This is a genomic window from Flavobacterium alvei (assembly GCF_002920895.1).
Taxonomy (GTDB): domain Bacteria; phylum Bacteroidota; class Bacteroidia; order Flavobacteriales; family Flavobacteriaceae; genus Flavobacterium; species Flavobacterium alvei.
In genome coordinates this window covers 267,381-284,306 of sequence record NZ_PQVG01000001.1, presented here as the reverse complement: position 1 = coordinate 284,306, position 16,926 = coordinate 267,381, and the positions used below count along the sequence as shown (strand labels likewise).

Annotated in this window: 7 protein-coding genes and 1 pseudogene; all 8 read left to right on the top strand. The window is 39.0% G+C overall.

Annotation, left to right across the window (positions count from 1 at the left end; all coding sequences use genetic code 11):
* The first annotated feature begins 7 nt into the window (after nucleotides 1-7).
* The 8 genes and pseudogenes from C3L50_RS01220 (at nucleotide 8) to C3L50_RS16435 (ending at nucleotide 16,825) form a co-directional block, all read left to right on the top strand.
* Complete coding sequence (locus C3L50_RS01220) at nucleotides 8-1,669, top strand: DUF5123 domain-containing protein (protein ID WP_103804197.1); 1,662 nt, start codon at nucleotides 8-10, stop codon at nucleotides 1,667-1,669.
* A gap of 186 nt (nucleotides 1,670-1,855) precedes the next feature.
* The gene (locus tag C3L50_RS01215; protein WP_103804195.1) at nucleotides 1,856-3,592 is read left to right on the top strand and encodes a glycoside hydrolase family 43 protein; all 1,737 of its coding nucleotides are present in this window, start codon (nucleotides 1,856-1,858) and stop codon (nucleotides 3,590-3,592) included.
* 11 nt (nucleotides 3,593-3,603) lie between these two features.
* Complete coding sequence (locus tag C3L50_RS01210; protein ID WP_103804193.1) at nucleotides 3,604-4,833, top strand: glycoside hydrolase family 88/105 protein; 1,230 nt, start codon at nucleotides 3,604-3,606, stop codon at nucleotides 4,831-4,833.
* A gap of 4 nt (nucleotides 4,834-4,837) precedes the next feature.
* Nucleotides 4,838-6,532, top strand: a complete 1,695-nt coding sequence (locus C3L50_RS01205; protein ID WP_103804191.1) for a glycoside hydrolase family 28 protein — start codon at nucleotides 4,838-4,840, stop codon at nucleotides 6,530-6,532.
* A gap of 172 nt (nucleotides 6,533-6,704) precedes the next feature.
* Entirely contained in the window at nucleotides 6,705-9,932 is a 3,228-nt protein-coding gene (locus C3L50_RS01200; RefSeq protein WP_103804189.1) for a pectinesterase family protein, read from the top strand.
* A 13-nt stretch (nucleotides 9,933-9,945) separates the two neighbouring features.
* Nucleotides 9,946-12,237 (top strand): glycosyl hydrolase family 28 protein, encoded by a 2,292-nt coding sequence (locus C3L50_RS01195; protein WP_103804188.1) that lies wholly within the window; start codon nucleotides 9,946-9,948, stop codon nucleotides 12,235-12,237.
* A gap of 71 nt (nucleotides 12,238-12,308) precedes the next feature.
* On the top strand, nucleotides 12,309-15,701 hold the full coding sequence (locus tag C3L50_RS01190; RefSeq protein ID WP_133158837.1) for a carbohydrate-binding protein: 3,393 nt from the start codon (nucleotides 12,309-12,311) through the stop codon (nucleotides 15,699-15,701).
* A 101-nt stretch (nucleotides 15,702-15,802) separates the two neighbouring features.
* A pseudogene (locus C3L50_RS16435) lies at nucleotides 15,803-16,825 on the top strand (pectinesterase family protein).
* Nucleotides 16,826-16,926 lie beyond the last annotated feature (101 nt).

Below are 16,926 nucleotides of genomic sequence, written 5' to 3'. Positions count from 1 at the left end.
GTCAAGTATGAAAAATTCAAAAAGAATAATTTTAATGTTGTCATTTTTCAGCATGATTTTGCTAGGAGGAATGTTTAACTCTTGTCAAGACGACAGTTCGGTTTATAACAAGGTGGAAGATTTGTTTCAACCCAAGTTTGTACTTCCAGCCCCTTTAGTTAAAGGCAATTCTATTGCTTTGGTATGGTATAAAGTAAATGACGCTACTTCTTATACGGTAGAATTGCATTTAGATAATTACTACAAAAGCTTGTTCAAGTCCTATACGATTACGGACACACAAATTTTGATGGATGATATTCCTTACAAAACGCAGTTCTATATTCGAGTTCGTGCCAATAAGGATAATGCAAATTTTAATTCACAATGGTCTAATACGGCCGCATTAACAGAAGATCGTCTGCCTTATGCTGCTATTTTGAAAAAGGTAGAAAAGGTAAATATTTCTGAAACTAGCGTCATAGCAAGTTGGATTATTGATGCGGCAAATCCAGTAGATAGTATTTCTGTTGCCCCAGCAAGTGCCAAGGAACTTCCTTCTATTGGGCGTAAGTTAACGGCAGAAGAAATAAGAATTGGACAGGCTAAATTAGAAGGTTTAGAAAAAAGTACTGCCTACAACCTAAATGTTTTTGACAATACAAAAACACGTGTTTATGATAGACCTTATAATCAAGTAACTTTTCGCTCGGCAGGACCATCAGCAGGACAAATTTTGGTTATGAAAGGAGATGATTTAGATGCTCTTTTGAGAAAAAACGATTTGGATGCAACGATTCCAGAAGGAACAGAATATTTCTTAGAAGCAGGTTCGTTGTTCAAAGTTACTCCTTTTACTATTTCAAAAGGATTTAGACTTATAGGTAGCACACAAGGCGAACGACCTCAAATAGAATTGAACGGAAACTGGAATATTAAAGAAGGATCTTATTTGTCAGGTTTGGCGTTTGAAAACATTCGTTTTTATCAAACCATTGACGCAAGTTACTTTTTCAACAGTGGAACTTCGTGGACTATAGGAGAGGTTACGTTCTATAACTGTGTTTTTAATAATTTTAGACGAGGTTTTTGGAGACATCAAGGAAGTGGAAAATATAAAGAAGTAGGAAACTTTGAGATGACCTATTGTACTTTGGATATGAATGGTGGTCATTCAGGACCTTATGGTACGTTTGCCCTTGGTTCTGCTGGAGCAGATAATTTTAAAAGAGCGGTTTTTACTAATTGTACTTTTATGAGAGACTATTATACGATAGGAACTGAAGTACCTGATAGAACGCGTAACTTTAAAAATCTGTTTGATTATGGCACATCATCCTATCCAATTTATTTGGAATATAATAATGTAACGATTTATGATTATGCTTATAATAGATCTTTAATTAATATTCCAAATGCAGCAGGCTCTACTTTAGTCTTTAAGAATGTATTGTTAGCATCTGCTTGTGGAAAAGTGATTCAAGCAATCGCAGCAGGCTCAACCACTACTTATAGTAATAATTATACTACTACAGATTATCTACTTGGCCCTACAAGCATTCAAGGAACGGCATTAGGAATTAGTGCATTGAACTTATTCGTAGATCCAAAGAATGGAAATTTGAAAATTAAAGATTCTAATTCTCCAATTGTTACCAATAAGGTAGGGGATTTAAGATGGCTTCAATAAAACACAGTTAGGTTAGTGTTTTGACAGAAAAGAAGCGTCCATATTTGGGATGCTTCTTTCCCTGTCTTGAATGTTCATATACTATTAAATTATAAAAGGAATACTCAATTTGAAGAGAATCTAAAGTTCTCTTAAGGGGATACTATGTGCTTTTTTGAAAAATAATTTTGATAAAAATAAGCTAAAATGAGATTAAAACGATTGCTACTGTCATTAGGCTTGACAGTTTATGTGCTAGGAGCAAATGCTCAAGGGTGGAATGCCGATTTAGGAAATGGAAAGTATAAAAATCCCATTCTTCATGTCGATTACTCTGATCCAGATGTATGTGCAGGACAAGAGGGTTACTATATGACTGCTTCGAGTTTCAATAGTTCTCCAGGACTTCCAATTCTCCATTCGATGGATTTGGTGAACTGGGAATTAATTGGATATGCTTTGCAAAACCAAGTTCCAATAGAGCATTTTCAAACCGTTCGTCACGGCGATGGTGTTTGGGCTCCTTCCATTCGTTTTCACAATGGCGAATATTATATTTATTGGGGCGATCCTGACTTTGGAATCTATATGGTCAAAACTAAAAATCCTGCGGGTATTTGGGAAGAACCCGTTTTGGTCAAAGCAGGAAAAGGATATATCGATACTTGCCCTCTTTGGGACGAAGATGGAAAGGCTTATTTGTCCTATGCTTTTGCGGGAAGTCGTGCTAGTGTTAAAACAGTTTTGATGCTGTCTGAAATGAATGTAGATGGAACAAAATTAATTGGAAATCCAGCCATGGTTTTTGATGGTCATAACGGACATACAACTGTTGAAGGCTCTAAAATATACAAGCGTGATGGCTATTACTGGATTATGGCTCCAGCTGGAGGTGTAAAACCAGGATGGCAATTAGCAATGCGTTCTAAGAATGTTTGGGGACCTTATGAATCTAAAATTGTTTTACATCAGGGAGATACTAAGATGAACGGACCTCATCAAGGTGGATATGTTGAAACTCCAAATGGAGAAGGTTGGTTTATTCACTTCCAAGATCGTTGGGCATTTGGGCGTATCATCAATCTAGAGCCTGTTATTTGGAAAGAGGGTTGGCCAATTATGGGGAAAGATACCAATAAAGATGGCATTGGAGAACCAGTTGCTGAGTGGACAAAACCCAATGTTGGTAAAAATTATCCTGCCACTCCTTTAATTTCTTCGGATGAATTTAACGGATATCAATATGGTTTGCAATGGCAATGGCAAGCAAATCAAAACCCAGATAAACAATGGGGGTGGTTGTCTGGAAACTTAGGATTTATGCGTTTGAATTGTATTCCTCGTGATGAGGATATGAAAACAATGTGGATGATGCCTAACCTGTTGTTGCAAAAATTTCCAGGGGCAAATTTTACAGCTACAACCAAATTAACTTTCGAAAACAATCCCGATGCAAAAGAATCTAGTACAGGTCTAATAGTTTTTGGTGAAGATTACTCCTATATCGCTATCGAGCAGGATGCAGATGCAAAACTCAGATTAGTGCAACGTTTGATGAAAGACGCTAGAACTTCTAAAGAAAGCGAGACAGAAATAACCGCAATAGCTATTGATCAAAAAATGATTTACTTCCGCGCCAAAGTAGAGATGCTACAAGACAAAGAACCTTTTGATGGCAAAGTCACTTTTTATTATAGTACGGATGGAAAAATTTTTAAAGTATTTGGGAAACCTTTTAAACCTAGTGCAGGACGTTGGGTAGGAGCCAAAATTGGACTGTTTGCAACGGGAACTAAAAATATCAGCGATAGTAGTTATGCCGATTACGACTGGTTTAGGGTAGAAAGTGATAACGAAGCCAAGAAAACAGCAATGTCAACAAATTTGCGTGAGCAAGAGGTAATAAATAACAAAGCAAAAACTAGTTTGACTGCCAACAAATAAATTTTTCAAGTATGAAAAGTACAATCAAATATAGTTTGCTCTCTTTGTTGGTTAGCCATATGGTCACTTTTGGACAATTAAAAGATAATCCTCAGGGCGATTCACCAATTGTTTGGTCTAAAAAGATGGCTGATTCTGATCAAAAAAGAGTGCCTAATCCGGTATTTCTCGATGGAGTGAAATTTCCCAAATGGAATTATACCAACGGATTGGTAACACTGGCCAATCAGAAATTATATGATTATACAAAGGAGCAAAAATATTGGGATTACTCACTTTCTTATGCTGAACAATTAATTGACAAGGACGGAAAAATTCTAGGAGGTTACGAACTGGAAAAGTACAGTCTTGATTTAATAAACTCAGGGAAAATACTTTTTGAAATCTATAAGAAAACGGCTGATGAACGCTATAAAACAGCAATGGATGTACTCCACAAACAATTGGAAACGCATCCAAGAAATTATGATGGCGGTTATTGGCACAAGAAAAGTTATCCCTGGCAAATGTGGCTCGACGGCGTGTACATGGCTGATCCGTTTTCGGCGGAATATGGTGCCGTTTTCAATGTTCTAAAAGCAATTGATGATGCGATTTTGCAGACAGAATTGATTCAGAAACACACTTTAGAACCCAAAACAGGTTTGAATTTTCACGGTTATGATGAAAAGCGGGAACAGTTTTGGGCCAATAAAAAAACCGGACAATCTTCTCACGTTTGGGGACGTGCTCAGGGCTGGTATTGCATGGCTTTGGTTGATATTTTAGATTTTGTTCCCAAAAATCATCCGAAACGTAAAGAGTTGATACAAATTGTGCAAAAAGTATTTGCAGCTGTTTTAAAAGCTCAGGATAGAGATTCCGGAGTTTGGTGGCAAGTAATGGATCAGCCTCGTAAGCAAGGTAATTATTTAGAATCTACATGCTCAACAATGTTTATTTATTCGTTTGCCAAAGCTTATAACAAAGGATATGTTGGATTTAAATACCTAAATGCTGCGAGGAATGGTTTTGATGGAGTTTTAAAACAGTTCATCAAACAGAATCCTGATGGAACAATTTCTATTACAAAATGCTGTGCCGTTGCTGGATTAGGAGGTAAAAATCCTCAGGATAGAGACGGTTCATTCGAATATTATATTTCAGAACCTATACGAGATGACGATGCAAAAGCGGTGGGGCCATTTATTATGGCAGGGATTGAATTGCAAAAGATTTTAGACAAAAAAATAAAGAATTAAATAGATGATAAAAATTAAAACCAGCTTCCTTATTGGTACAGTATTATTCGCTGCTATTTTACGTGGCAACGATATGTTTGGACAAAATACAGCTAAATCAAAAAGTACTGTGTCAATAGCTAAGGCGAAGCTTCCTTTTGAAATGCCTGAGGTACAGATTCCAAGGTTTAAAGTGGATACTTTGAATATTATTGATTTCGGGGCGATTCCAAACTCCGAAGAACTTTGCACCAAAGCGATTAATGACGCCATCCAAAAATGCTCGGAGTCTGGTGGAGGAGTAGTTGTCATTCCTGCGGGATTGTGGACTACCGGTCCCATAAAAATGAAAAGCAACGTCAATTTACACACTAAAAACGGTGCTTTTATATCTTTTACCAGCGATTTAAATCAGTACCAACTAATTGAATCTTATTTTGAGGGAAATAAGGTGCTTCGTTGTGAATCTCCTATTATGGGAGTTGGTTTAGAAAACATTGCCATTACTGGTCAGGGTATTTTTGACGGAAATGGGTCTGCCTGGCGTCCGGTTAAAATCGGTAAAATGACCGCGGGACAATGGCAGGAGCTAGTTCAGTCAGGAGGCGTTTTGTCTAAGGATGGTAAAATTTGGTATCCATCAGAAGGAGCACGTACAGCTGATGAAGAGAAAAATAAATTGCCTAAAAAACCTACTGTTGAAAATATGGCTCCTTACAAACAGGCACTTCGTCCGGTAATGGTGAGTTTGGTCAATTGCAAAAAACTATTGTTAGACGGAGTGACTTTTCAAAATTCACCCGCCTGGAATCTCAATCCGTTGATGTGTGAACATTTGACTTTAAGAAATCTAACGGTTCGCAATCCTTGGTATTCTCAAAATGGTGATGGTTTAGATATCGAATCTTGTCGAATCGGGACGGTGACCAATTGCCGTTTTGATGTGGGCGACGACGCCATTTGCATCAAATCGGGCAAGGACAAAGAAGGTCGTGAGCGCGGAAAACCCACGGAATTATTCGTAATCACCAATTGTGTAGTCTATCACGCCCACGGTGGTTTTGTAATTGGAAGCGAAATGTCGGGAGGAGTTCGCAATATTTTGGCAAAGAATCTGACCTTCATTGGCACCGATTGCGGCTTGCGTTTCAAGTCCGTTAGAGGTCGAGGCGGCCTGGTCGAAAACATTTGGATGGAAGACATCCGAATGAAAAACATTCCAACTGATGCCATCAATTTTAACCTCTACTATTTTACCAAAGGGGCAGTCGAAGATCCCGTTACGGGCGAAATGATTGTCGAAAAAGAAACGGTATCCGAGGAAACTCCTGCATTTAAGAATATGTATTTCAAAAATATTTATGTCGATGGAGCGCAACAAGCCTTGAAAATTATGGGAATACCTGAAATGCCAGTTCAAAACATACAATTTCAAAACATGATTATTCGATCGGAAGTTGGTATTCAAATGAATTATACGGCAAATATTGATTTTGACAATGTCGATTTGAAGTTAGATAAACCGGGTATTTCGGCCAGATTTTTCAATAGTCAAAACATCGATTTCAAGGAATTTAATTCCGAAGGAGAAAATCAATTATTTTTAGTTGGAGGGAATCTAACTAAAGGTGTGACTCTAAATATGAAGCACAGAAAAATATATTCTAAAGATATTAAAGTTCTTGAATCGATTAAAAATCAGGTAAAAATCATAGAGTAAAATAGATAAATAGGGTTGTTCCTATAACCAATATAAGGTCATAATTAATTTAACTTCTAAACTATAAAAACTATGAAAAAATAATACGAGAATGTAAATCTACAACACGGATTTAATGGATTAAGATTTTAGTGTAAACTATTTAGATAAACTATTTAACCTAACCAAAAAAATGACAAAAATAAAAAAACAATTTTTTACTTTCTTAGTACTACTACTATTTTCAGTACTAGGGTTTTCACAAACCACTCAGCGAATTGAAGCCGAAACTTTCAATACCGCCTCGGGAGCAAGGGCCGAAACGAATGCAGCGCTTTCGGGAACAGGAAATGTGGGCTATATTAAAAACAACACTTGGATTAAATTTACCGGACACGTTTTCAATCAATATGATGCCAGTTTCACAGTGGCAGCCTCTGGAACAACGGGCGGAACTGTAGAGTTTAGGCTGGATGCGACCGACGGAACCTTGATTGGAACCGCAATAGTATCAGGAAGTACAGGATGGAGCGATTACAAAAAATTTTCGACTGCAATTGCTTCAACAACGGGTACTCATGATTTGTATCTAGTTTTTAAACATCCTACAAACACAGGTTATTTATTCAATTTGGATTATTTCGAAAAAGTGACCAACGATCCAACTGCAATTACTTATAGTTTAACCACAAATGTTAGCCCAACGTCTTCAGGAACGCTGACTTCCAATCCGGGTGGTTCTCCAATTAATCAAGGGACTGTAGTATCGGTAACGGCCAATAAAAATTTTGGGTATAATTTTATTCGATGGGTCGATGGAAACGGAGCGTTAGTTTCAACAGCCAATCCTTATACTTTTACTATTACTTCAAATACAACTTTGGTTGCCGAATATGTGGCGGTCAATACTTTTACCTTGAATGTAAGCACTCAAGGCGCTTTCGGTTTGGGAGAATATACTGTTTCTCCTGCTGGCAAGGATGGTGCTTTTTCGGTTTATGAAGCGGGAACCAATGTTACCATTACTGCCGTTGAAAATGATATTGTTAAATTCAGTAATTGGTCTAATGGATCAACATCATTGGGAACTTCATTGACAATGGATGGAAATAAAACCATTACGGGTACTTATGACAATGTGTCTTTTATAGCAGGTTGGACATTCAAGACCGATCAATATGCACATCCTAGAGTGGCTGAATTATACTCTAAAGTAGATAATAGACCTGAATTGTTTGCCTATAATATCAACGATAACATTGTTACACCCAACGTGAGACTTATAAATAGAGGAGGAAAAAATGGTTTTGCAGTCTGGAATACCATTAGAGGTGATTTCTTTTATTTTATGACTTCATTTTCAACCGTTGGATATAAAAATATTAATGTTTCGTCTGGACTCATCGGTTACTATTACGGTTGTGATGAATGGACTTTGCAATATTCACTTGACGGTACAAACTTTGTAAATGTTTCCAACTTGACGACTATCAACACAAGTTCAATCACTCCAATTGGAGGAATCTTGCCGGTGGAAGCCGAAGGAAAAGCAAAAGTATATCTAAGATGGTTGCCCAATGTTGCCGGACCAAAACACGGAAGCGCCATTGACGTGACGGCAACGGTATTGTCCAATGTCATGGTGAAAGCCGATGAGGTTCTTGTTACGGATGCCGTGGCTCCAGTGCTTCAAACCACGCTTCCTGCCGAGGCTTCCACTTCGGTTGGTGCCAGTGGCTATATCATCCTGACTTATGACGAAAAGGTAAAATTGGGCACGGGAACCGTTAGCTTCAACGGTAAAGTCATAACTCCTGAATTTGTGAACAAAACCGTGAAATTCAGTTATTATGGATTGAACTACGACCAACAATATACTTTTAGCGTGCCGGCTGGATTGGTTACCGACCTTTCGGGAAATAGCGCGGCAGCGGTTAATTTGTCATTTAAAACAATGGTGAAGCCAATTCCTGCCAAACGCGTCTATGACTTGATCGTGGATGCCAATGCAACGGCCACGCAATTGGCCACTGGAAAATACGTGAAAACCATTGCAGAGGCATTTACTGCGGCACCGCTTAATTCCACCACAAGATTTTTGGTATTCATTACCAACGGAACCTATAATTTGGGTGGCGATGGAACCAGTCCACAAGGAATCGTGTTGCAACTTCCGTCAGGAAAAAACAATGTTTCCTTGATTGCCCAATCCAAAGACAATGTAATTCTACAGGGAAATCCGGGATGGGGAATCCAAAATGCGGTACTTTCCATTCAAGCCAACGATTTGTATATGGAAAATGTAACCATCGAGCACAAAGACGGAATAACAACTTCCGGTCAAAGACCCGCTTTGAATCCGGCAGGAGACCGAAATGTGTACAACGGAATCAAATTACGAAGCAAGCAAGATACCCAAGTTACGGGAGGTAACAGAAGTTTTTACTATAAATCCACCATCGAAGGTGATGTCGATTTTATTTGTGGAGGAGGAACACACTGGTTTGAAGAATGCAAATTAGTTTCGGTGGCCGCTGGTTATTTAGTCGCTCCAAATCATTTAGCTACAGATCCTTACGGTTATGTTTTCAACAACAATACCATCACTGCAGTTACAGGATATTATTTGGGACGACCTTGGCAAAATGCTCCAAGAGCGGTTTATCTCAATACAACAATGATCAACGAACCCAATACTCAAGGTTGGGCCAGTATGGGAACTTTGCCGGCACTTTTTGCCGAATACAACAGCGTAAACGGAATTGGAGTGGCGGTTAACACTTCCAATAGAACCAATGTTTTCTCGGTAAGCGGGGTTAATCAAACCGGAAATTACAATCCGGTATTGACCAAGGCACAAGCAGATCAATATACGATAGAAAACGTTTTGGGAGGAACAGACAAATGGGATCCACGTTTGGTGGTAGAACAAGTTGCAGCACCGGCCAATCTATCCGATATTGGAAACAACACCCTCAAATGGGACGACAATCAATATGCTATTTGCTATGTGGTGTGCAGGGAAGGAAAACTCTTGGCCATTACATTAGATGCCACTTATGTTGACACTACCGCGGCCGGAGCTAAATATGCTTATACCGTGCAAGCCGTTAGCGAATATGGAGGTTTGAGTACCGCCAGTGCCACCACTACTTTGGGATTGGGTAAAATAAAGGAATCCAATGAAGTGATTGCCTATCCAATGCCAACCACTGGCGTGGTGAATTTGTCATTGCCAAAAGGAGTTGGAAGCCTAAACTATGAAGTGTATTCCATCCAAGGACAAAAAGTCAAAAATGGAGTCTTGTCAACGGAGGTTGACCGTTCCATAGATTTAAGTGCGTTGAATTCCGGAGTTTACATTATCAGTATGAAAAATGCCGAAGGAGCTACTTTTAAAGCAAAAGTGATTAAAAACTAGATTAAAATTAGAAATGAAAAAACAATTATTGATTCCCCTATTGCTGCTATTTATATCGGCAATGGGGTTTTCGCAAACCACACAGCGACTTGAAGCGGAAAATTACAGTGCCTTCAATGGAGTGTCCATAGAAACTAATGCGGCTCTTTCCGGTGGCAAGAATATCGGAAGTTGTAAAAATGGATATTGGGTTAAATTCGCGGGACATATCTTTAGCCAATATGATACCCGTTTTGATATCGCAGCCGCCAGTAAAACGCAAACTGGATCGCCTACGGTTGGAGCTTTGGCTGGAACTGTTGAAATAAGGATAGATGCAACTAACGGTACGCTAATTGGTACAGCCAATGTTAATGCGACTTCCACTGCCAATTGGACAACGTATCAAATTGTTTCTGCTGCAATAGCCCAAACGACAGGTACGCACGATTTGTATTTTGTGTTTAAACCAGTCACCGGAAATACGTATGTAGGCAATTTTGATTATTTTGAAAAAGTGACCAGTGATCCCAATGTCGCCATATATACTTTGACAACTAATGTGAGTCCGGCTTTGTCAGGAACAATAGCTTCAAACCCGTCCGGTACCCAATTTGTAGATGGAGCCCAAATAAGTTTGAAGGCAACTCCCAATTTTGGCTATGTTTTTTCAAAATGGGTCGATGGCAATGGCGCTCTTGTTTCAACCAATAGTACAATTAATTTGACACTAACCGCAAATACCACTCGTGAGGCACAATTTGTGGCAGAGACTTTTCCTGATGTTGCTTCTACACAAATTTTGCCCACCATACCTGCCACCCAGTATGTAATTACGGAGGCAATATATGGAGGCAGTACTTCCAATCTTGACAATGCAGCAGCCATAAATACAGCTATTAGTGCGGCAAACGCTGCTGGAGGTGGAACCGTTGTTGTTCCTGCCAATGCTTCTCCTTTTTTGAGTGGTCCCATCACGATGAAAAGCAATGTCAATCTTCAAATTTCGACAGGGGCAACTTTACAATTGATGCCTTACGGAAATGGAAATGGAGTTCCTGCCGGTTCTTATCCCAACAGCGGAACGGCAGATAGTTACACACCTTTTATTTATGGAGAGAATCTTACCAATATTGCCATAAGTGGAGGAGGAACTATTGAAGGAAATGGTAGCGCTTGGTGGACAGCCTTTGATGCCACTGGCATTGGTCGTCCTGGTATTATGCGCTTTAAGGCTTGTAATAAGATTTTGATTACCGATATTACTATTCACAATGCTCCCAATGTCAGCATTACTATGGGGAAAAGCGGTAGTGGTCGTGGATATAACGGAACAATTAAGAATGTAACAATTATGGCACCGGAAACTGCGCCAAATACCGACGCTCTAGATGTATGGTACTGGGATGGTTTGGATGTTTTGAACTGTAAATTTTCCGTGGGTGACGATGATGTGGCGGTAGATGCCAATTCCCAGAACATCAAAATTAAAAATTCTGCCTTTGGTGAAGGACACGGGGTTTCGGTGGGAAGTTATACTTCTAACGTAAACAATGTTTTTGTGGATAATTGCAGCTTTAATGGCACTTCCAACGGGTTTCGTTTGAAATCAGCCATTGACCGCGGAGGGAATGAATCCACGTTTTACTATTCGAATGTAACGATGATCAATGTTTCGACTCCATTTGCCATTACAAGTTGGTACCCCAAAGAACCTACGGCGGATCCATCAACATTAGTTGCTGGTACAGTAACGAGCACAACCCCAACTTGGAAAAACATTACGTTCAAAAATATTACGGTAACCAATTCTGACAATGCTGGAATGATTTATGGTTTACCGGAATCTTTAATCTCCAATGTTGTTTTCGACAATGTGAAAATTAACGCAAATACTGGAATGAAGGCCAATTTCATAACAGGAATGGTGTTCCAAAACTGCTCTTCCATTACTGTTCCGAATGGCAATGCCATCACTTCCTATAAAGCCGAATCGGTAAGCGGCAGCAATGTAATCAACGGAATCAATACCGTAACGGGAGCTTCCACATCTTGTACTTTGTCCGTGGATGATGTACAAGAAGCTAGCAGTACATTTTCGTTGTATCCCAATCCGGTAAAAGGAAATAATTTCACGATAAATACGGATTCAGGTATTGAAAAAATTATGATTTATAATCTTTCCGGCTCAAAATTGAAAGAGTTAAAAGGCAATAACTCTACCCAACAAAATATTGATGTTGAAGGATTTTCAGCGGGAATCTATCTTGTGCAAGTTATGTTGGACAATGGTAAAATTGACACGGCGAAGTTAATCAAGGAATAAATAGAATCAAGCATTTTTTGACAAGTTTCTTGAGTATTCTGGAGCAAAAAAATAACCAAAACCAAATCAAAATGAAAAAACAATTATTGATGTGCTTGTTGCTGACAATCTTTTCGGTTAAGGGATTTACGCAAAGTATTCATCGATTTGAAGCTGAAAATTATGATTCATTTAATGGCGTATCCATAGAAACGAATGCAGCCCTCTCTGGCGGTAAAAATATTGGTTCTGCCAAAAATGGCTATTGGATTAAATTCAATGGTATTCAATTTACGGAACTAGATACTCGTTTTGATGTGGCAGCTGCCAGTAGAACACAAACTGGATCACCAACAGTAGGGTCTTTGGCAGGAACAATTGAATTCAGGATAGATGCCGTTGCTGGCACTTTAATTGGGACAGCCAATATTAATGCGACTTCAACAGCCAATTGGACAACATATCAAGTTGTTTCTGCAGCAATAACCCAAACAACAGGCACGCACGATTTGTATTTGGTATTCAAACCAGTTGCTGGAAATACGTACGTGGGAAATGTTGATTATTTTGAAAAAATCACCAATACTGCCAACGCCACTATTTATAATTTGGCAACCAATGTGAGTCCGGCTTCGTCAGGAAACATCACTTCAAGTTTGGCAGGCAATCAATTTGTTGGCGGAACCCAAATAACTTTGACGGCCAATCCCAACTTTGGCTATAAATTTTCGAGATGGGTTGATGGTAACGGGAATCCCGTTTCGACTACCAATCCAGCCGTGTTTACCATCACCTCCAATTTGACTTATGTGGCAGAATTTGTGGCTGCCAACACTCCCGCCATTTCGTATATTAATTCAATTGACGGTCTAGGAATAGCCGGTTTGACTCCAACAGTCTATACTGAAGGAACGGCAGTAACTTTGCCAATTCCCACTTTGACGAATTATGTTTTCTACGGATGGTCCACATCGGATACGGTACCCAACACCATCAAAAAAATTGAAACGACCGCTATCGGAAACCAAGTGTTTTATGCGTTTTTGGGAACCGTAGGCAATAATCAGCCCATTGAAAGTCCTGCTCCAGGTTTTGACTCGGTTTTTTTGGCGCTGGAAAACAAAAGTTGGGACAATCCCAACAACTTCAATCCTGCCACTTTGCCCATAGCCGGCAACATAGTTTCGTGTAAAGTCGAAATTGAGACAACGGCCAATGTTTTTGCTGGCGACCTTATTTTTTCGGGAGCCGGAACCTTGCGTCTGCGTGGATCCCATAAAGCAACGGGAATCCTAATGTTTAAAGAAGATACCCGAATATACTATTTCACCAGTGGTGCCGGAATGACGCTGGATGCTCCCATCATTGTTTCCGGAAACCTGAAATGCGAAATGATTTCGAGCATTGCCGACAAAACCGTGATGACCCTAAACGGTCCCATTTCCGGCAGTGGAAAGATTACACCATTGAATATTGGTCAAGGAAGCATTGTCAATACTGGAGTTTTGCTTTTGAAAGGGGATAATAGCGAGTTTACGGGAACTTGGGATTTGGCCCAAAAAAGCACTAAATTTCTGGGTGTCGATTATCCAACCGTAATTGAAGGGAATGTTGCCAACGCTTTTGGTTCGGGAACCATCAATGTAGATCAAGGTAATTCTGTTGTTTTTAGTCACGAGCGTGCTGCTGGTGCAGAATTAAAATTAAATTTGGCAGGAAATAGCAAAGCAGTCTTGAATATCGTGATGAATGTGCAAAAGCTAACCATCAATGGAGTGGTTTTTGGCATCGGAACCTATAATAAAACGACCCATCCAGAATTTTTTGATGGCAATGGAAGCATTGAAGTAAAAGCAGATTATAATGGCGGCAGTGGTGCAGTTGTTCCCGCTTTCCCAGGAGCTGAAGGTCACGGTAAATATGTTACTGGTGGTCGTGGCGGAAAACTTATTTATGTAACCAATTTGAACGATTCAGGAGTAGGTTCTTTGCGTGATGCCATTAATCAAACAGGCCCTAGAATCGTTGCCTTTAAAGTTTCGGGTACCATTATATTGCAAAGCGAGTTGGGTATTACCGACAACATTACCATCGCTGGACAATCAGCTCCAGGAGGTGGAATTACTTTGAGAGGCTATAATGTAAAAGTAAGAGGCAATAATGTCATTATTCGTTATCTGCGTTTTAGAATGGGAGATGAGAATGGAGTAGAAGACGATGCACTTGGTGGTCGTTTCTTGAAAGACATTATTATAGACCACTGTTCTGTGAGCTGGTCCACTGACGAATGCGCTTCATTTTATGAAAACAAGAACTTCACGATGCAATGGTGCATTATTTCTGAAAGTCTTACTAATTCCGTTCACTTCAAGGGCTCGCATGGTTATGGGGGAATTTGGGGAGGATTGAAAGCTTCGTTTCATCACAATTTGTTAGCCCATCATAGCAGTAGAAATCCTAGACTCGGAGAATATGGCGGTCGTACAATACCTTTAGAAGGCTTGCTTGATATACGAAACAACGTCATTTACAATTGGGGATACAATAGTTGCTATGGCGGAGATGCCATGAATGTCAATATGGTAAACAACTTTTGGAAACCAGGTCCGGGTACTTCTAATTCTACAAAAGAACGTATTTTGTCAACAGGTAGAAACTTGGATTCCACCTCACCAATGTTCGGAATTTGGGGTAAACTTTTTATCGACGGAAATTATGTAAATGGTTCCACTCGAGCCACACAGGATAACTGGACTTATGGAGTATATAACCAGTTTCACGGCAGTCAACTTCCCGTAAGCGAAGCCGATAAAGCGGCAATGAAGCTTAATGCCCCACACAATCCGGGCGAGATTACTACCCATAGTGCAACAAATGCTTATGATTTAGTTTTGGAAAATGCTGGTGCCAGTTTATATAGGGATGCCGTCGATAAAAGGGCTGTTGACGACACTCGTTCTGGTACAGCTACCATTATGAACGGAGGTAACGGAAGTACAAATGGTTATATTGACACTCCTTCGGCTGCTGGTGGCTGGCCTGATTTACCTTCAGAAGCAGCTCCTGACGACACTGATGGAGATGGTATGCCAAATGCGTGGGAAACTGAAAAAGGATTAAATCCCAATAATCCAATCGATGGTAATCTAAAAACCTTGGACGCATTATACACCAACGTCGAAGTCTATTTAAACAATATTGTAAAAAATATAACGGACAATCAAAACGGAACTCTTGCCGTGACTGAATTTTCGAACAAAAGCAATTTGTTTTATGCCTATCCCACCGTTGGCAAAAACAGGATAACCCTGAAATCTATCGAAGACAATGACATGGTGTCCATTATCAGCGCAGCGGGACTTGTCGTGAAGCAAGTTCAGGTGACTTCCTTGGAAACTGATATCACCATCAGTGATTTGTCCGATGGAATCTATGTCATTAAAAGTCAAAAAACAGGAATGACCACTAGGATAATCGTGAAATAAGTTTTTAAAAATGGAGTTGAAGCAAAAAAGCTTTATCTCCATTTTTTTAAATCAATTATTAAAAATAAATAAATTAGCAACTGGAATTAATTATTTGTTATATGAAAAAGATTATTGTTTTAAAGTACATTTTCTTGTGTATGATTGTTTCCCAATCCTTTTTTGCACAAACAAGCAAGCATAAAAAAAACAAATACAATTTTGTTGTGGCCCAAGATGGAAGTGGTGATTACAAAACGGTGCAAGAAGCATTTGATGCCGTTCCAAAATTAAAATCAGAGCGCAGTGTTATTTTTGTAAAAAACGGTATATATAAACAAGTTATTACTTTAGAAACCGATAAAAATAATGTGACCTTAATAGGGGAAGATGTGGATAAAGTTGTCTTAACTTATGATAATTATTCTAGCAAAATAAATCCAGTAACTAATAAGGGTTATGGAACAAGCGGTTCTTCAAGTTGTTTTATAATGGCTAATGGGTTTTATGCAAAGAACATAACGTTTGAAAATTCTTCAGGACCAGTTGGACAAGCTTTAGCAATTAGTATTCAGGGAGATAAAGCAGTATTTAATAACTGTAAATTTTTAGGTTTTCAAGATACATTGTATGGAGCAGATGCACGACAATATTTCAAGGATTGCTATATAGAAGGATCTACAGATTTTATCTTTGGAAGTTCAACAGCATTTTTCGATAATTGTAAATTATATACAAAAGGAGGCAGTGCTATTACAGCAGCTTCTACCAAAGAGTATGTCAATTTTGGATATGTCTTTAACAATTGCAAAATTAGCTGATCAGGAACGCATATAACTACATTGGGTAGGCCTTGGAGACCTTATGCAGCAGTAGCCTTTATAAACGTAGAAATGTCAGATGCCATAAAACCAGCAGGCTGGGATAACTGGCGCAAAACAGAAAATGAATCTACAGCAAGATATAGTGAATTTAATTCTTCAGGCGTTGGTGCCTATTCAAATGAAAGGGTAAACTGGATGAAATATTTAACGGCAGATCAAGTAAAACAATATACTGTAGAAAATGTTTTAAAAACTACAAATACAAATCCTCCAGTTATCGACAATTGGAATCCGAACGAGGTTATTAATTTATACAGATAGGCAAATTCATTATAATAAATTAAATAAATTGTTAGAAAGAATTCTCATTTGCAGATGACAACACAAATAAAAAGAATTAAATACTAACGATTGAGTACTTA

Coding starts and splice junctions, on each gene's coding strand:
- C3L50_RS01220 (WP_103804197.1), top strand. CDS start 8: ATGAAAAATTCAAAAAGAATAATTTTAATGTTGTCATTTTTCAGCATG.
- C3L50_RS01200 (WP_103804189.1), top strand. CDS start 6,705: ATGACAAAAATAAAAAAACAATTTTTTACTTTCTTAGTACTACTACTA.
- C3L50_RS01190 (WP_133158837.1), top strand. CDS start 12,309: ATGAAAAAACAATTATTGATGTGCTTGTTGCTGACAATCTTTTCGGTT.
- C3L50_RS01195 (WP_103804188.1), top strand. CDS start 9,946: ATGAAAAAACAATTATTGATTCCCCTATTGCTGCTATTTATATCGGCA.
- C3L50_RS01210 (WP_103804193.1), top strand. CDS start 3,604: ATGAAAAGTACAATCAAATATAGTTTGCTCTCTTTGTTGGTTAGCCAT.
- C3L50_RS01205 (WP_103804191.1), top strand. CDS start 4,838: ATGATAAAAATTAAAACCAGCTTCCTTATTGGTACAGTATTATTCGCT.
- C3L50_RS01215 (WP_103804195.1), top strand. CDS start 1,856: ATGAGATTAAAACGATTGCTACTGTCATTAGGCTTGACAGTTTATGTG.